Raw genomic sequence first — 17,394 nt, 5'->3', positions numbered from 1 at the left:
TAGGTTTTTGGGTGTGTAGTAACTTCAATTATCCTTAGAATTCAGGGGGTGGCAATTTTTTTGCTTATAAAGCCCGCTATAAAGACATTCTATAGCCTATTTAATATAAAAGTTTTGACAATACGTAGGTTAATAAGGGGGGAGAAAAATGAAAGCTTATGAATGTTTGGAAGATGGCTGCACCTTTGTTGCAAAGGCGGAGACAGAAGAAGAATTAATTGAACAAGTACAGGAACACATGGGCAGTGTCCATGACAGCTTCGAAGTGGAAGAGTTCATATTGACAGGGGCTTATGAGTTATCTGCCAACAGTAAATAAAACTTCAAAGTCAAGTTAAGTATTTTTACAAATAAGGAGGTGGGCTTATAATGTATAATTGGTAAGTTACACCTCTTTTTTTCACCTTATTTTTAAATGAATATCTCTGTTAAAAGCTACAATTAACTTTTTTAACAATAAAAATTGTCGAATGTTACTGGAATTTCGATGGTTTTATTGAAAAAAACATTGTAGAATAAAAAATTAAAGCATAAATGTAAGCGGTTATATTGGAGGTAAAAAGGAGGAGTACTAATGTCTGTAAATATAAAGCCTCAAGTTTCTGATAATAAGGAGCTGCTCACACAAATTAAAGAAGAAATAAATTCTAGGAATGTTAAAATGATTAGTTTGGGAATCCCGGATATGGATGGCAGATATAAAGGAAAATTTCTAACTTCAGATTATTTAATAAGTAATGCAGTAAAAAAAGGATCTTTTTTATGTGATATTTTGTTTGGCTGGGATATCACAGATGAAATTTATTCTGATAATGGTCTGTTTTCTTGTTGGGGGAATGGGTTTCCTGATGTGTATATAAAGCCGGATTTAAAGACTTTCAGGTATAAACCTTGGGGGCAAAACACAGCAACGATGATTGGAGACTTATATCAAATAAACGGAGAGTTAGTAGAAGTTGCTCCGAGAACAGTACTTAAAAAGATGATAGAACGTTCCGAAAAACTTGGATATCAATTTTCTTTTGGTTATGAACTAGAATTCTATCTTTTTAAAGAAACAGATCAATCCATTAAGGAAAAAGATTATCGTAACCTAATTCCGGCTACGTCGTTAATGAACACTTACGGTTTAGTAGAAATTCCGGAAGTTCAAATAGTTTTCGATGAAATTACTGAATATCTGAAGGAATATGGCATCGCTGTAGAGTCGTTCATGTATGAGGCAGGGGAAGGACAATTTGAAATGAGTGTTAATCATAGTGACCCGCTAGATACTGCTGATAAAGTCATGTTATATAAAACAGCGATAAGAGAAATTGCAGCTAAGCATGGTTTGACTGTATCATTTATGGCCAAATTCGATGAAAATATGTCGGGATCAAGCGGGCATATCCACCAAAGCATCATGTCTATAGATAGTCCGGATGTAAACTTGTACTGGGATAGGTCAAAGCAAGGCATGTCTTCCGTAATGGAAAATGTAATTGGCGGTCTTCTTAAAACACTACCGGATTTTACTGCGATGTATTGCCCTACAATTAATTCTTATTCAAGACTGGTAACAGGCTCTTGGACAGGCGTAAACGTAACGTGGGGAGTAGATAATAGGACAACTGCTTTAAGGGTGATTAGTACAGATTCAAAATCAATTCGAATTGAAAATAGAATTCCTGGAGCTGATGCAAACCCATATTTGACATTAGCAGCTTTTATGGCTTCCGCTCTTTACGGAATTGAAAATGAAATTGATCTGCCGAATAGAACAGATGGAGATGCCTATGTACAGGAAGGTTTGACACCTATTCCTCTGACACTGGATAAGGCTATTGAGGTATTGGAAAATAGTGAAGTAGCTCATCTTTATTTCAGCGAAGAGTTTTTAAATCAATTTATTTATACAAGAAAATGGGAATCTGAGAAATTCCGAAAAACAGTAACCGAGTGGGAGAAAAAGAGATATTTAGAAAGAGTATAGTGTAAAGGGGAGAGTAAGATTGGTAATGTCAAAAGAGGAACTATTTAATCACAATAAACAGCAACAAATAAGTTCAGCATTAGAAAGTGAAATAAAGGCTCTTGAAGATATTATTATGACAGTCGGCTCTTCCTTAAATCTTGATAATGTTCTAGAAAGAATTGTTGAAATTACCGCCTCTGCTGTTGATGCTGATGACTCTTTTATCTACTTACTTGAAGAAGATACAATGGAAGTAGTATTATCCGCAGCTACGAAGAGTATAGCCTATGCTTATAAAAACACACTTAGACTTGAAATAGGGGAAGGGGTAACAGGGAATGTTGCTTTAAATCAAGAACCCTATTTAATCAAGGAAAGACTGTGGGAAGATCCTAAGTTTATATACACTCCATCGTTGGGGGAAAATGACTATGAGTCTATGTTGTGTGTTCCTATTATTTCAAATCAACATAAGCTTATTGGGGTTATCAGTATCTACTCTTCAAAGAAAAATCATTTTATTCAAGATCATATAAAGATGGCACAAAGAATTGGGCTGCTTGTTGCTGGAGCAGTAGAAAATGCCAAATTATATGAGATGGTAAATAAAAAGGCATATGTCCTTGAGAAGTTGACAACATTATCTATTAATAGTACCTCAGACTACACGCTTTCACGCACTTTAGAATTGATCACAGAATTAGCCAGGGATGTCTTGCATTCGCAGTTAGCAGTATCGACAATATCAAATGGTTTATTTACAAGCAGGCCGATTATTAAAAGTTCCTTTCGTATCTTTAATCCTAAGTCAGAAGATGTACTAAAGATTGCACAAAAAAATATTATCAAAATCAGCAGTGATATTTTAGGCAAAGAAATTACTGATGAAAATTTGCAAAAAGAATTGGAAGACCATGTCTATCGCCTATTTAAATATAAAATTTCCCTTGGAATATTTAGTGGGAACGATTATTTGGGCAATATCCAGTGTTTTAGCAATGAAAAATCATTTTCAGTTGAAGATCAAACCATTTTACAAGTTGTTGCCAATCATACCGGTCTTGTTATAAAAAATAAGATTCTCGAAGAACATTTTGAAAAAAGAAATGAAATTAACAACTTCTTTTATGATTTAGAACGGGGAAGTTTAACTGATTCAAATTTAATCAATACACTAAGAAAATACAATCTAAACCCCAAAGCATGCCATGTGATCATTCTTGGACATATTAGTGAAACAGAGCAGGATTTAACAGAGGAATTTAAAGAAACATTTTATAAAGATTTAAATCAAGTAATTGGTACTTTTGGAACGAGGTTTTTATTTGCAAATAACGATGTTGAATTCAGCATTTTAAGCCCCGCACCAGATGCCTATTTTATAAAAAACTTAAAAAACGAGCTTGTTCACTTACAAAAAAATTATGAAAAAAGCCATCGATTTAAAATTACAATAGGAATCTCTGAACCTATTACTGAGATAGAACACTATGAAATAGCAATGAAAGAGGCTCGTGAAGCCGTAAAGATAGGATCTTCTTTATATCGAAACAGTAATACTTATATGTTAGAGGATATTTCCTACTATTTGTATCTTAGTAAGCTTGGTGAAGGTTTGGAGTTAAGAGATCCTTATCGAACTAAAATAAATGAATTGGCCAAACATGATGATGAGAAAGATTCTTTATTGTTAGAAACGCTGACTATTTATTTGGAATATGCCGGTAATATAAAGAAAATATCCAATGAATTATACGCTCATAGAAATACGATATATAAAAGGCTTAAAAGAATTGAAGAAATACTTTCTATTGATCTTTCAAATGAGAAGCTTTGGTTCCCTTTACAATTAGCAATCAAGATACGGGATTTTAATAGAAGTATGAATCACTTATAAAGTGTGAAGGGGGTTGATCGCGTGCCAAAAATAGGTTTGACTAGCTACAGAATACCTGCCGCGATACCAACATGGACAGAAGTGTCATCTGTGGTGGTGCCAAATACGTATTTGAATGCTGTCTTTGAAGCGGGAGGGAGTCCGGTTATTGTTCCTTCTTCCCAGAAATACATAGAAGATCCCAATAAAATACTGGACTCTTTAGACGGTTTAATTGTCATTGGCGGCAATGATGTAACTCCTGAATTATACGGTCAGGAACCTCACCCTGAAACAGTTCAAACGGATAAATTAAGAGACGAGACTGAATTAGCTTTAATCAGAGCGGCTCTTGACCAGAGTTTACCGATACTTGGAATATGCCGAGGGTTACAGCTCTTGAATGTGGCTCTAGGAGGCACATTACTTCAACACGTTCCTGATGTTTACGGAACTGAAAAGCCCCATACAGGGGCAGGCAGGGAAAGTGCATTCCATTATCACAAGGTTTATGTTGAAGAAGAGACACGATTAATGGATATATTTGGTAAGGAAACAATCGTCCCTTCCAGTCATCATCAGGCAATAGACAGGCTTGGAGAAGGGCTCATTATATCAGGTGTCGATGAGCTTGGTCTGATAGAAGCCGTTGAATTTCCGGCTCATCCTTGCTGTATAGCAGTTCAATGGCATCCTGAAGAAGATTATAAAACCAACATGCCCCTTTTTAAGTACTTTGTTTCTGAAGCCGGAAAAATGAGCAGCGGAAAAATTTTGAGCTGAAATAAAAATAAATGGATGTGGATATCATGTATGAGTTAATCATTGATGGCAAGCTGGGAAAGTCCAGTACAGGTGAATTACTGAATATATTGAATCCGGCAAATGGGGAAATCATAGCAACCGTTCCTCAGGCTGGACCTGAAGAGATTGAGAAGGCTGTTTCAGCTGCTGCAAAAGCTTTTCCAAAGTGGAAAGGGATAAAGCCTAGAGATAGAGCACGGCTGCTTCGGAAATTGGCAGAAGCAATTGAAAGTAACGCTGATCGGCTGGCTATGCTAGAAACAAAGAATGTCGGTAAACCAATCAGAGATACATTGGGGGAGGTTCAATCAGTAGCAGAAACATTTTATTATTATGCCGGAGCCGTCGATAAACACATGGGTCACACAATTCCAACACAGGGAGATGGCCAGCTGCTGACATTCCGTGAGCCAATTGGGGTGGTTGGGTTAATCACTCCGTGGAACTTTCCATTGCCCATCGCATCGTGGAAAATTGCCCCCGCATTAGCCTGCGGTAACACCATTGTATTGAAGCCAGCCAGCTTGACTCCGCTAACTGCTTTAGAGCTTGGTAGATTGGCTTTAGAAGTAGGCATTCCAGAAGGCGTTTTAAATGTTGTACCAGGTCCGGGCTCTGTTGTGGGCGATCGGATGACGGAACATCCTTTAATAGAAAAGTTAAGTTTTACAGGTTCTACAGAAGTTGGCGCCCAAATTATGAAAAAAGCTGCTGATACGATTAAAAATGTATCCCTGGAATTAGGTGGAAAATCTCCAAGTATTGTTTTTGACGATGCAGATATTGAAAAAGCTGCGTACACCTCAGTAAGCGGAGTTTTTGAAAATACCGGACAGAACTGCTGTGCAAGATCACGGATATTTGTTCAAAAAAATATCTATGATACATTTGTTGATTACTTTACTGAATATACAAAAGCTCTAGTAGTTGGTGACCCTGAAAATAAAGATACTGAACTAGGTCCTCTGGCTTCGAGCCACCAAAGACATACTTCATTAAGCTACGTTGATAAAGGGATGGAACAGGGTGCAGAACTCTTATACGGGGGAAAAATACCTGAACATACGAACAAAAATGGCTTTTTCCTTGAACCCGCCATTTTAACAAACGTGACAAACGATATGGCAGTCGCAAGAGAAGAAATATTTGGTCCAGTTGCATCTATTATAACCTTTGATGAAGAGGAAGAGGTTCTGAATTTAGCCAATGATACGCCATTCGGCCTATCTGGATCAATTTGGACAAATGACAATTCACGTATATTTAGAATGAGCAGGGAATTAAAGACAGGTGTACTCTCTGTTAATTCCGTGTCATCCGTTCATTTGGAGGCGCCTTTCGGAGGCGTTAAACAGTCAGGAATCGGAAGGGAACTGGGCCTTGCTGCCTTGGACCATTATAGTGAATTGAAAACAGTTTTTATAGCCTATGAGTAATAGTGAAGGGATGAAGAAACTATGGAAAAAATAGATGATTTTATGAATCACTTGCCTGTCCATGTGATTTTCGGGGAAGGAAAAATTGAGCAGCTGGCGGAAATCATGGAAGCCGACGGGTTGAAAAAAGCGTTTCTTGTAATTGATAAGGGCCTTGAAGAAATTATTCCTGAAATTAAATCTGCGGTTAGCAAGCTCAATGTCGTGAAGTACGAAAAGGAACCAGGAGAACCAACGATCTCAAATGTTGAGCAGATTGCTGAAGAATTGAAAAAGTCGAATGCCGATGTTGTGATTGCTATCGGGGGAGGTTCAGTGATTGATTCTGCAAAGGCCGCGAGATTGAGTATTACTCAAAATCAGAAATTGTCTGAGTTTATTAAATCAGATAAAGAATATGTTAAACCTGAAATATCATTGATTACAGTGCCTACGACTGCCGGTACAGGGTCTGAAGTTTCAGGCGGAGCTGTAATTACGGATACTACGACAAATGTGAAGGTAGGACTCGCCAATCCTTTGATAAGAGCACAATATGCCATCGTTGACCCTGTTTTAACATACGGACTCCCTAAATCAATCACCGCCTATACTGGAATTGATGCTGTCGCACAAGCGATTGCTGCAGTTATGGCAAAGGTGAGAACACCTATCGGAAACGCAGTTGCTTTAGAAGCAATCCGCCTTTCCAAAGAATCTCTAGCAGCAGTTGTTAAGAATGGGAAAGATAAGAATGCCAGGTCCAATATGGCATGTGCCAGCCTGATGGCAGGGTTGGCTATGAATATATCTGACTGTACAGCAGAGCATTCATTGGGACAGGCCATTGGTGGAATGTACCACTTGCCGCATGGACTTACAGTCGGACTTGTCTTAGCGGAGACAATGGAACGGGAGAGAAAGCATATCCCTGAATTGATGGAGCGCATTGCTGACGCGCTCGGTGAAGCAGAAGACGGTTCAAAAGATGGTTCCAGGGCTGTGAGGGCAATAAAAAGGATTATTGCCGAGATTGATATCCCTGTTTTACGGGATGTGGGTGTTAAAGAAGAAGATATTAAAACATTGGCTGACAGGACAATGGAGGATTTCTTTATTACTCAATCACCTGTACCGTGGACAAGGGATGAAGTTCTAACAGCATTTGAATCAGCTTATCAATTGACAGATAGAGGGATGAAGGTAAACGTATAAATGAATACGCTCCATAGAAGCGGCATCTTAAGAATGTTATATCTATATGTGACTGAACATTCTGAATTCGAGAGGTAAACCATAGTAAATTTAAATATTGAAAGGGTTTGATCGTATGAAAGATGCTGCTAAAACTGCTGTGGCGGAAGTAAGGGTGGATAATATTCAAAGTACTGAGAGTAATAGATTGTATAAAGGATCCCTCAGCTACTTTCATATTGTTCTAATGGTTTTGGCCAGTGCAGCACCCATGGTAGTTGTTCCCGGGTACATTCCACTATCAATATCCTTCGGAGCGGGGCTGGCTACTCCTCTTGTCTACGCATTGGCTACAATAATCCTGCTCGTTTTCTCAGTTGGATATGTTGAAATGGCAAAGAGGATAACTGCAGCGGGAGCTTTTTATACTTTTGTTACACAGGGCTTAGGAAAATCGCTGGGTCTTTCAGCGGGATTTGCCTCATTATTCTGTTATGCATTAATTGAGGCCGCGATATTGGGAGGCTTAGGATTTTTTGCAACCGAATTATTTGCAAACCACTTTGGATTACAGCTTCCATGGTATGCATATTCTTTTTGCGGTTTATTTATCATATTTGCAATTTCTTATTTTAGAGTTACTTTAACTGCAAAAATTCTTGGATTAGCTTTAATGATTGAGTTGCTTCTCATATTAATTGTAGATTTTGCAATTTTAGGTAATGGCGGCGCCGAAGGAATTCAGTTTTATGCATTCAATCCAATGGAGTTAGCAGCTGCACCTGCACTGGGTGTGGGGTTTTTTCTAGCTTTTTGGTCCTGGATTGGTTTTGAAGGTACGGCTATATATGGTGAAGAGACTGTAGATCCGAAAAAGAGTGTTCCAAAAGCTACGTATACTGCAGTTATCCTTCTCGGTGTTTTTTACACTTTTTCAGCTTTTATGTCTATATTAGGGTTTGGTAAGGAGGCACATCTCATAGCTACGCAGGATACAAGCTCCTACTTCTTTGTTTTAGCCGAATCGTACGCAGGTCCAGTATTTAGAACGTTTATGGATTATTTTGCAGTTACAGCATTTTTTGCTTGTGCTTTTGCTTTTCATAATAATGCTTCCAGGTATTTCTATGTATTTGGACGGGAGGGGATCCTGCCTAAGGCACTTGGAAAGACACACCCTGTTTACCAATCGCCTTACATTGCTTCCACTGCCCAGTTGTTTATTGCGTTTTTCATTGTAGGTGCTTTTGCTTTAGCTGGATCAGAACCATTATTAGGGCTTGGAACGTGGATGGCCATTATTGCAACATTAGCCATCTTGACAGTACAATTCTGCGTCTCTCTTGCTGTTATAGGTTACTTTAACCGAATCGGACGCAAGTCTCCCGGTGATTATCTCAGAACTATAGTTGCTCCAGGGATCGGTGCTATTACCCAAGCGATCGTTATTGTGTTATTGATTCAAAATATTACTTTCCTTGCCGAGTCAGATAGTATTGTCGTAAAGCTAATTCCTTTTTATGTATTAACAGTATATGTTTTAGCCTATATTTATTCTATTTGGTTAAAGAAAAATAAACTAGAAACCTACAATAGAATTGGCCAGTTTGAATAATGATTCACAATAACCAGGTGAAGTGGTGATCATTTGATTAAACAAGAAATTGAAATATTAACTTCTAAGCTCATTTCATTTAAAACATATAATCAAGAAAATGTAAATCAATGTATGGATTTTATTTTTGATTGGCTGCAGGCACATGACTTGCAGCCTGAAATTCTCATAAATAGCCAGTATCAAATGGTGGTTCTGACCATAGGCGAAGGGAATAAAACTCTAGTTTTGAACGGGCATGTTGATGTAGTCCAGGGACATCCTCCACAGTTTGCCCCATTTGTGGAAGGTGATCGATTATATGGAAGAGGCGCGCTTGATATGCTGGGATCTGTTGCAATCATGATGATACTGGCAAAAGAGTTAAAAAATAAGAATCTTGGTATTAAAGTAATGTTTCAATTTTGTCCGGATGAAGAAACAGGAGGACATTATGGAACATCGTACTTTGCGGAACAAGGTTACACTGGGGATTTTGTTATTTGTCTTGAGCCTACAGATTTGAATATCGGGATAGAGTGTAAAGGAGTCATTCAATTAGAGATAGAAGTTCTTGGAAAAGCAGCGCACGGCAGCAGACCTTGGTTAGGAGAAAACGCCATCATAAATGCTGTGAACTTATATGAAAAAATAAAAAATGCTCACTTTACGAAAAGCAGATCTGAATTTTTTCCGAATTACTCAGTTAACTTGGCCCGAATTCGAGGCGGTCATGTGATCAATTCAGTACCTGATAGATGTACTATTACAGTAGAGATTAGATTTTTGCCTGAACAGGATCCTGAAGATGTTTTAAAGGAAGTAGAACAAATTGTCGGTCCGGGCCGGTATAAGATTTTAAATATTTATCCGCCTGTTAAAGTTCTAAAAGATAATGACTATGTACAGCAATTAAGTCGTTTAATGGGTTTATCATATGGTAAGACGCCGAAATTATTTGGTCAGGACGGAACAGCTGATTCTCGGTTTTTTGCTAAACAAGGAATCCCCGCTGTGGAATTTGGTCCTTCTGGGGAGGGACAGCATGGTGATAATGAATATGTTAGTCTTGATTCCCTTGTTTTGCTTATTGATATATTACAAAATTTTATTACTAATATTTCATCTTGCGAATTAACCGAAAGCGAGGTCTATTAAAATGCCTGGAAGTTATGATGACAAGTTGTATGATGTAACGATTATCGGATCCGGTCCAGTTGGATTGTTTACGGCATTCTATGCCGGAATGAGACAGATGTCCGTTAAAATCATTGAAAGTTTACCGCAATTAGGCGGACAGTTAAGTGCTTTATATCCGGAAAAATATATATACGATGTAGCTGGTTTTCCTAAAATATTGGCAAATGAATTAGTTGAGAATTTAAAAGAACAGGCTTTCCAATTCAACCCGGCTATAGTGTTAAATGAGACAGTGGCGGATGTCCAAAAGCTGTCAGATGACACTTTTCATATTGAAGCTGAACAGGGGAATGTCCATAGAAGTAAGTCTATTATCATTACTGCCGGATGTGGGGCTTTTCAACCGAGGAAATTAGAAGCCCAAGGCGCAGACCAATATGAAGAAAGAAACGTTTCTTATTATATTGATGATTTAGCATCATTTTCAAAAAAGAAAGTGGCAGTTCTTGGAGGTGGAGATTCAGCAGTTGATTGGGCGCTTATGTTAGAGCCATTGGCAGAAAAAGTAACGATTATTCACCGAAGGGATAAATTTAGGGCTCATGAACACAGTACTAATCAGCTATATCAATCTACTGTTGATATACTCGCTCCCTGTGCTGTAAAAGAAGTTATAGGAGATGGCAATAAGGCGAAGGGACTGCTTTTGGAACAGGAAGGTATGCAATTTTCTTTAGAAGTTGACGAGGTAGTAGTTAACTACGGTTTTATTTCCTCCTTGGGACATATCAAAAACTGGGGATTGAATATCGAAAAAAACTCCATTGTGGTCAATTCTAAAATGGAAACAAATATAGAAGGAATTTATGCTGCCGGGGACATCATTACCTACGATGGAAAAATTAAGCTAATAGTCAACGGCTTTGGTGATGCAACTACTGCGGTTAGTCATGCAAAAGCATATATTGAACCGAACACTCGCGTCCTGGCACCACATAGTACTAACGTTTTCGAGAAAGTAACAAAAGAATTTAGCAAAATTGATAAATGATGGAAGCAACAGTTAATGTGTTGCTGATGTTTCCGTTCTGATTACATCTCTGATTGTAAACTTAGCGAGGAGATTGAATGGAGGTTGGGACCATGAAGCAGGTCTCTGTCTAGGCAGGATTCCATTCAACAGGAGACTCAATAAATAAAGGAAATCTGCTACCAAAAAGAGAGGAATCTACTATGAAAACACAAATCGTCTGGAAAGTCGGCGGTCAGCAAGGAGAAGGGATTGAAAGCACCGGAGAAATCTTTTCTGTTGGTCTAAACAGACTCGGATACTTTTTATATGGATATCGCCACTTCTCCTCAAGGATTAAAGGCGGCCATACGAATAATAAAATTTGCGTATGTACTGAAGAGGTGAACGCAGTATCCAGCAACGTTGATATTCTCGTTGCCTTTGATCAGGAAACTATTGATGTCAATCATTATGAACTGACTGAAGAAGGTTTGATTATAGCGGATGCAAAATTCGGTCCTGAAAAGCCGGAGAGTTTAAAAGCCACTCTGTATTCCGTTCCGTTTACGGATATTGCTTCTGCACATGGTACTTCGTTAATGAAAAATATGGTGGCCATTGGAGCGACTTGTGCTGTGATGAATCTTGAAGTTGACGTCTTTACAAGCGTTGTCCGAGAGATTTTTGGAAGAAAAGGCGAAGAGATGGTTCAGAAAAATATGAAGGTGATGCAGGAAGGCTATACGTACATGAGAGAAAGTCTCGGAGACGAGAATTCCTCCTTCATCCTTCCAAAGCCCGATGGCATCAGAAGGATGTTCATGATCGGAAATGACGCCATTGCCATTGGAGCATTGGCTGCAGGGGTTCGCCTTATGCCTGCCTACCCCATCACACCTGCATCGGATATTATGGAATATTTGATCAAAAAGTTGCCAAAGGTTGGCGGAACAGTCATTCAAACAGAGGATGAAATTGCGGCAGTGACGATGGCGATTGGAGCAAACTACGCGGGGGTTCGTTCGATGACGGCCTCTGCCGGTCCGGGATTATCTTTAATGATGGAAGCGATCGGACTTGCCGGAATGACAGAAACACCGCTAGTTGTCGTGGATACACAGCGGGGAGGCCCTTCCACAGGGCTGCCGACCAAACAAGAACAGTCGGATTTGATGCAGATGGTTTATGGAACTCACGGGGACATACCCAAAGTGGTCCTCGCCCCGAGTACAGCAGAAGAAGCATTTTATGATACAGTTGAGGCCTTTAATATTGCGGAGGAATATCAGTGTCCGGTCATTCTGCTGTCTGATCTTCAGCTTTCCTTATCGAAGCAGACCGTAGCTCCTTTTGATCCGGATAGAGTCCAGATTCGCCGGGGAAAACTGATCGATACCGTTGGAGAACAAGAAGATAAGTCTACCTATTTTAAACGTTTTCTGCTCACTGAAGACGGGGTCTCATTGAGAGTCCTTCCGGGAACCAAAAATGGGATCCACCATGTGACAGGGCTGGAGCATGATGAAGAGGGACGGCCGAATGAAACAGCGGTGAACCGGAAGAAACAAATGGAAAAAAGAATGCGCAAACTGGATCGCTTGGCTGACACATTTCCAAATCCGATCGCAGTCCATGCCCCTCATGAAGAACCTGATCTTTTATTGATGGGGTTTAACTCAACGAGGGGTGCCATTGAGGAAGCGATGGAACAATTGGAGCAGGAAAGCGTCAAAGTGAACCATGTGCATGTACGGCTGATTCACCCGTTCCCGGCAGATCAGCTAAGACCTTATATTGAATCAGCCAATAAAGTATTAGTTGTGGAAAACAATGCGACCGGACAGTTGGCCCATCTGATCAAGATGAACGTGGGCCAAGTCGATAAAATTCATAGTCAATTAAAGTTTGATGGTGACCCATTCTATGCAGAACATATTTATGAAGGAAGCAAGGAGTTGTTGGAACATGAGCACCTCAACATTTAAGGACTTTAGAAATGGAGTAAAGCCCAATTGGTGTCCCGGCTGCGGCGACTTTTCGGTCCAGGCTGCCATGCAGCGTGCTGCGGCAAATATTGGGCTCACCGCAGAAGAACTGGTCCTTGTTTCCGGAATTGGCTGCTCCGGACGCATATCGGGTTATATCAGGTCCTATGGATTCCACGGTGTTCATGGAAGGGCGCTTCCTGTCGCCCAGGGAATTAAGATGGCTAATCGGGATCTCACTGTTGTCGCTGCCGGCGGGGACGGAGACGGATTTGCGATTGGGATTGGTCATACGATCCATGCCATGCGCCGGAATATGGACCTGACATATATAGTGATGGATAACCAGGTCTATGGATTAACAAAAGGACAGACATCACCAAGGTCTGATGATGGCTTTATTACATCTTCCACTCCGGACGGATCCATTGAAAAGGCACTGTCTCCGATGGAAACGGCATTAATTAGCGGGGCGACATTTATAGCGCAAAGCTTTTCTTCAGATATTAAGGATTTGACGGCAACAATTGAAGCGGCGATTCAGCATAAAGGCTTTTCCATCGTAAATGTGTTCAGCCCATGCGTAACCTATAATAAACTAAATACGTATGATTGGTTTAAACAAAACCTTATCAAATTAAGCGATATTGACGGTTATGACCCCACGGATCGTACCATGGCCATGAACACATTAATGGAAAACAATAGTCTTGTAACGGGGATCATCTATCAGGAAGAGCGCCCATCATATCAGGACATGGTTAAAGGATATAACGAAAAACCTTTGGCGCATACGAAATTAAACTTGGAGACTGAGTTTTTCCAAGAACTAGTTAACGAATTTATGTAAAGCTGTATAACAGAGAGCTGCTATGGGGAAGACCTAGATTATTGTCCAATAGATAGAATGTAGCTACTTGGCTTTATTTTTTATACCTTCTTATTCAAAAAAGAGGGTATTTTTTATATTAGTTTAATAAAGGTTGCTAACGGGGGAGGTTTTGAAATGAAAGTTGCTGTAGCTCAACTAAATTCTAGTACGGATAAACAGGAAAACTTAGAAAAAGCAAAGCAATATATTAAGCAGGCAAAAGGTTTAGGGGCAGATTTCATATTATTTCCTGAAATATATATGGCTTTTGTTCCTCCTTCTTCAGATATAAGACCAGCAGATGTTGCAGAACCTTTGGATGGTACGTTTGTCACGGGATTGTCCGAAACAGCCAAAAGACATCAAATTTATGTTATTTGTGGAATTTACGAAAAGGCATTAAATGATAATCATCGAGCATATAATACCACGATCTTTTTGGACCGTTCGGGGAAGTTGTTGCAAGCTTATCGCAAAACGCATTTGTACGATGCCTTTAATTACATGGAATCAGATACCATTACTCCAGGAATAGAGAGTAATGAAGTTATAGAAACTGAATTTGGCACTGTCAGTTTAATGGTTTGTTATGAAATTCGCTTTCCGGAAATATGTAGAAAATTAGCCATAAACGGTAGTGATTTTATCTTTGTCCCTGCAGCGTGGGTGGCAGGGGATATGAAAGAGGATCACTTTCAAACTATTCTGCGTACCCGGGCAATCGAAAATACAGTATTTGTTATTGCGGCTGATCAAGTTGGAAATATTTATTCCGGTAGAAGCATGATCATTGATCCTATGGGCGTTATTTTAGCAAGTGCAGGAGAAGAAGAGTCTTTAATTGTAACAGAGATTGATAAAGAACGAATTGAAAGAGTGCGTAAGAAATTGCCAAGCGTTGCAGATCGAAAACCCGAGCTCTATTGAAATTATTAAGGTTATTTTACCATTTTAATTCATTTTCCTTGGTTACTCATTCCGATGAGATTGGGCAGGAGTGAATTTAGCAGTTCTGCTCTAGTACTTACTTGGCACTTCGCTTTTTATGATTCGGGGGTACGGGGTGGAATTTTTGCAGATCATATTGATTTCCTTAAGGATTGTTTTTATTCATGGTTGGATGAAATCATCACGAACCACGAATAAAAATTTAACTTTAAAAGTCTTTAAATAGGCAGAAAAAATAGAGAAGTTGGGACATAACTAAAAAACCTTAAGGAAAAATGATTTATAAAAGATCATAGCATGAAACAAGAAAATCCGAACTAAATTAATTTTTCCTAGAAAAAAATGAAATTTAAAGTTCGGATTTTACTGTAATTAAAATTTTTTTGTCCCAGCGTTTATAAGAAGCTCATCCAGAAAAACAATTTTATGTTTTAACCCTTCATTTGAATCTAAAATTTCTAGTACAATTTGATTAGCTTCTGTGATTGTTGCGTATCTGAGGTATTCTTCACCCTTGATTGAACCTGGCACCATTTTTACCTCCATTTTCGCAAAGTCGTCTTCATTGTATTTAACCGGCAGAAATTTATCTGAACCTGCTGACGGTTCACCTACCATTTAAACAAGAAATTTTTAATTGCCAATTGCTCTATCGTTGATAACTTCTTCTTGAATTCCGGCAAATTCACTGATACCGTTTCCACCTAAAACACTCCCATAGCAAGTAAAGTAAATTATTCAAGCAATCAAAAGTTATTCAAATCAAGATGATCTGTATGTCTGGTATTGACGTAGAGGACCTGCCCAATTATGTATAATTAAACTGCTATAAAAACATGACTAGAACTGCAGGTTACGATAAGGGTGACTAACCCTTAAATTTTTTGTAATGTTCATTGAATACTTTATAGAGTCGTTCATCACCCCCTCGATCGGGGTGAAGGGCTTTAAGTAATTTTTTATATTCCTTCTTTATTAATGTTTGATCAGCATCCATATCTAAACCCAGCAAGAGATTCGAATTGTAAATTTTCGAGAGTCGATATTCTGCTTTTAACATCTTCTTTAGGGAACGTATTTTTGCCCGTTCAATCCGTATAGCAAATCTTAGAACTTCCACTTCTTCTTTTAATTTCTCATTTTCCTGGATAAGCTTTTTCCATTCCTGCGGATCCTTTAGACAACCGGTGTTTTTTCGTTGGTTCAGCATTTATTAAGCTCCAAAATAACCTGCTTATCAAATTCACCATATGAAACGGTACTTTCATCAGCGGTAACCGAATGTGTAACTGCCGAAGGATCTACATTTACGTGTTTCTGCATCAAATGACCTCCCTGGTTTCCGGCACCATAAATAATCATATCACGAATGATTTAGGTAAAAAGAACATAGACATGTTAATTGGATTACGAATTGATTACAGTTACCAAGTTAACTGGCTGCACGGAGATCAACTGAGGATTCTGGTACCTCAAGTTTATGCATTGTTTTAAGTTGTGGATGAATGCAGTGATCTAAAGGCCCCTATAGTGGAAATCGGGCAGCAAAACATTGAAATAGACAAGCCGGGTCATTGGATAAATCTTCCTGGTCAAGCAGGTAAAGGACTAAGGCTTCTGGAAAATATTAATATCGAAACCCTATGACGCCTAAATTCATTCCAGTGAAATGCAGGTGAAGAAATGCCTAAACTTAAAGTAAATCATGTTGAATTGTATTATGAAGTAAAAGGTTCTGGTGATGTTATTGTATTTACACACGGTGCTTCATGGGATCATCGACAATGGGAACCACAGATTGATGAATTATCTAAACGATATACAACCATTACCTGGGATGTACGTGGACATGGTCAATCTTCATTACCTAAAGGGAAAGTGGACTCTGAGGATTTCAGCAAGGATTTGGTTGCAATTTTAACACATTTAAATGTAAAACAAGGCACCTTTGCGGTTTATCCATGGGAGGGCATATCTCTCTGCAAACTGCCATAAGGTACCCGGACTTCGTCAAATCACTTATATTGATCGGTACACCTTTTACCAATTCATACAATTGTTTTGAGAGAGTATTTGTTCCTATCAATCTATGGTCAAGTTGTTTAATACCAATGGGAGTAATGGCAGCCATTCAGGCAAGAACGCTCTCTAAGTTTAATAGCAAAAACAAACAATATATCCATGAAGCAGTTAGCTCCATACCATTAAACCGCTGGGTACGCATATGGCATTCAGTTACCCAAGATGGAAAGCGGGGAAGATTTGCATAAAGTACATTGCCCCACCTTAATACTTCAAGGAGACCATGATACTATGACAGAAAGACAGCAACGGGAGATGGCTCAACGTATTCCTCAGTCTAAATTCGTTTATATAAAAAATGCCCATCATGCTGCAAACCTTGATAAGCCCGTTCAGGTCAATCATGAAATTATTAACCTCTTAACAGAAATAGAAGCTTGACTCCAAGAATACAAAGCTTCTCAATAGGTCTGAACCTCATTGTTCAGAAAAAGTGAGGGATTATAAAAGATAACGTTGCTATTTTTCATAGGGTGTTTGTTGTGTTTGACTTGTTCAAACATTGAAGGAACCAGT

General features: G+C 38.9%; 15 protein-coding genes and 1 pseudogene. 14 read left to right on the top strand and 2 right to left on the bottom strand.

The window, feature by feature from the left end; translation table 11 throughout:
- Window positions 1-148 precede the first annotated feature (148 nt).
- From ACFSCZ_RS02555 to ACFSCZ_RS02500, 12 genes are all read left to right on the top strand, one after another.
- Window positions 149-319: a DUF1059 domain-containing protein gene (locus ACFSCZ_RS02555; RefSeq protein WP_380772164.1), complete on the top strand. Its 171-nt coding sequence runs from the start codon at window positions 149-151 to the stop codon at window positions 317-319.
- Between the two features lie 255 nt (window positions 320-574).
- Complete coding sequence (locus ACFSCZ_RS02550) at window positions 575-1,975, top strand: glutamine synthetase family protein (RefSeq protein ID WP_380772163.1); 1,401 nt, start codon at window positions 575-577, stop codon at window positions 1,973-1,975.
- A 25-nt stretch (window positions 1,976-2,000) separates the two neighbouring features.
- The gene (locus ACFSCZ_RS02545) at window positions 2,001-3,854 is read left to right on the top strand and encodes a helix-turn-helix domain-containing protein (protein WP_380772162.1); all 1,854 of its coding nucleotides are present in this window, start codon (window positions 2,001-2,003) and stop codon (window positions 3,852-3,854) included.
- Window positions 3,855-3,875: 21 nt separating this feature from the next.
- Window positions 3,876-4,616 (top strand): gamma-glutamyl-gamma-aminobutyrate hydrolase family protein, encoded by a 741-nt coding sequence (locus ACFSCZ_RS02540; protein ID WP_380772161.1) that lies wholly within the window; start codon window positions 3,876-3,878, stop codon window positions 4,614-4,616.
- Between the two features lie 26 nt (window positions 4,617-4,642).
- Complete coding sequence (locus tag ACFSCZ_RS02535) at window positions 4,643-6,073, top strand: aldehyde dehydrogenase family protein (protein WP_380772160.1); 1,431 nt, start codon at window positions 4,643-4,645, stop codon at window positions 6,071-6,073.
- A gap of 21 nt (window positions 6,074-6,094) precedes the next feature.
- Window positions 6,095-7,267, top strand: coding sequence for an iron-containing alcohol dehydrogenase family protein (locus ACFSCZ_RS02530; RefSeq protein WP_380772159.1), 1,173 nt, complete (start codon window positions 6,095-6,097; stop codon window positions 7,265-7,267).
- Window positions 7,268-7,421: 154 nt separating this feature from the next.
- Window positions 7,422-8,861 carry an APC family permease gene (locus tag ACFSCZ_RS02525; RefSeq protein WP_380772158.1) on the top strand — a complete coding sequence of 480 codons (1,440 nt, stop codon included), beginning with the start codon at window positions 7,422-7,424 and terminating at the stop codon, window positions 8,859-8,861.
- A 33-nt stretch (window positions 8,862-8,894) separates the two neighbouring features.
- Window positions 8,895-9,998, top strand: coding sequence for a M20 family metallopeptidase (locus ACFSCZ_RS02520; RefSeq protein WP_380772157.1), 1,104 nt, complete (start codon window positions 8,895-8,897; stop codon window positions 9,996-9,998).
- A 1-nt stretch (window position 9,999) separates the two neighbouring features.
- A complete protein-coding gene (locus ACFSCZ_RS02515; RefSeq protein ID WP_380772156.1) occupies window positions 10,000-11,031 on the top strand; it encodes an NAD(P)/FAD-dependent oxidoreductase in 1,032 nt (343 codons plus the stop codon).
- Window positions 11,032-11,213: 182 nt separating this feature from the next.
- A complete protein-coding gene (locus ACFSCZ_RS02510; protein ID WP_380772155.1) occupies window positions 11,214-12,977 on the top strand; it encodes a 2-oxoacid:acceptor oxidoreductase subunit alpha in 1,764 nt (587 codons plus the stop codon).
- A complete protein-coding gene (locus ACFSCZ_RS02505; RefSeq protein WP_380772154.1) occupies window positions 12,958-13,827 on the top strand; it encodes a 2-oxoacid:ferredoxin oxidoreductase subunit beta in 870 nt (289 codons plus the stop codon). Before ACFSCZ_RS02510 ends, ACFSCZ_RS02505 begins: the two co-directional genes overlap by 20 nt.
- 156 nt (window positions 13,828-13,983) lie before the next feature.
- Window positions 13,984-14,775, top strand: coding sequence for a carbon-nitrogen hydrolase family protein (locus tag ACFSCZ_RS02500; protein WP_380772153.1), 792 nt, complete (start codon window positions 13,984-13,986; stop codon window positions 14,773-14,775).
- Window positions 14,776-15,168: 393 nt separating this feature from the next.
- On the opposite strand, the gene ACFSCZ_RS02495 is transcribed toward ACFSCZ_RS02500, so the two are convergent.
- Together ACFSCZ_RS02495 and ACFSCZ_RS02490 are read right to left on the bottom strand one after the other, a co-directional pair.
- On the bottom strand, window positions 15,169-15,330 hold the full coding sequence (locus ACFSCZ_RS02495; RefSeq protein WP_380772152.1) for a hypothetical protein: 162 nt from the start codon (window positions 15,328-15,330) through the stop codon (window positions 15,169-15,171).
- Between the two features lie 334 nt (window positions 15,331-15,664).
- Window positions 15,665-16,006 carry a DnaJ domain-containing protein gene (locus ACFSCZ_RS02490; RefSeq protein WP_380772151.1) on the bottom strand — a complete coding sequence of 114 codons (342 nt, stop codon included), beginning with the start codon at window positions 16,004-16,006 and terminating at the stop codon, window positions 15,665-15,667.
- 473 nt (window positions 16,007-16,479) lie between these two features.
- Here ACFSCZ_RS02490 and ACFSCZ_RS02485 point away from each other — a divergent pair.
- Both ACFSCZ_RS02485 and ACFSCZ_RS02480 read left to right on the top strand, forming a co-directional pair.
- Window positions 16,480-17,066: pseudogene (locus ACFSCZ_RS02485) on the top strand (alpha/beta fold hydrolase).
- 43 nt (window positions 17,067-17,109) lie between these two features.
- Window positions 17,110-17,259, top strand: coding sequence for an alpha/beta fold hydrolase (locus ACFSCZ_RS02480; protein ID WP_380772150.1), 150 nt, complete (start codon window positions 17,110-17,112; stop codon window positions 17,257-17,259).
- Window positions 17,260-17,394 lie beyond the last annotated feature (135 nt).

Source organism: Siminovitchia sediminis, from assembly GCF_042680885.1.
Classification (GTDB): Bacteria; Bacillota; Bacilli; order Bacillales; family Bacillaceae_C; genus Siminovitchia; species Siminovitchia sediminis.
The sequence above is the reverse complement of the archived record's forward strand: the minus strand, read 5'-3'. Positions and strand labels throughout refer to the sequence as shown.

Excerpts from the sequence above, each read along its gene's own strand:
- ACFSCZ_RS02555 (WP_380772164.1), top strand. The coding sequence starts at position 149 with ATGAAAGCTTATGAATGTTTGGAAGATGGCTGCACCTTTGTTGCAAAG.
- ACFSCZ_RS02550 (WP_380772163.1), top strand. The coding sequence starts at position 575 with ATGTCTGTAAATATAAAGCCTCAAGTTTCTGATAATAAGGAGCTGCTC.
- ACFSCZ_RS02545 (WP_380772162.1), top strand. The coding sequence starts at position 2,001 with ATGTCAAAAGAGGAACTATTTAATCACAATAAACAGCAACAAATAAGT.
- ACFSCZ_RS02535 (WP_380772160.1), top strand. The coding sequence starts at position 4,643 with ATGTATGAGTTAATCATTGATGGCAAGCTGGGAAAGTCCAGTACAGGT.
- ACFSCZ_RS02530 (WP_380772159.1), top strand. The coding sequence starts at position 6,095 with ATGGAAAAAATAGATGATTTTATGAATCACTTGCCTGTCCATGTGATT.
- ACFSCZ_RS02515 (WP_380772156.1), top strand. The coding sequence starts at position 10,000 with ATGCCTGGAAGTTATGATGACAAGTTGTATGATGTAACGATTATCGGA.
- ACFSCZ_RS02510 (WP_380772155.1), top strand. The coding sequence starts at position 11,214 with ATGAAAACACAAATCGTCTGGAAAGTCGGCGGTCAGCAAGGAGAAGGG.
- ACFSCZ_RS02505 (WP_380772154.1), top strand. The coding sequence starts at position 12,958 with ATGAGCACCTCAACATTTAAGGACTTTAGAAATGGAGTAAAGCCCAAT.
- ACFSCZ_RS02500 (WP_380772153.1), top strand. The coding sequence starts at position 13,984 with ATGAAAGTTGCTGTAGCTCAACTAAATTCTAGTACGGATAAACAGGAA.
- ACFSCZ_RS02495 (WP_380772152.1), bottom strand. The coding sequence starts at position 15,330 with ATGGTGCCAGGTTCAATCAAGGGTGAAGAATACCTCAGATACGCAACA.
- ACFSCZ_RS02490 (WP_380772151.1), bottom strand. The coding sequence starts at position 16,006 with ATGCTGAACCAACGAAAAAACACCGGTTGTCTAAAGGATCCGCAGGAA.
- ACFSCZ_RS02480 (WP_380772150.1), top strand. The coding sequence starts at position 17,110 with ATGACAGAAAGACAGCAACGGGAGATGGCTCAACGTATTCCTCAGTCT.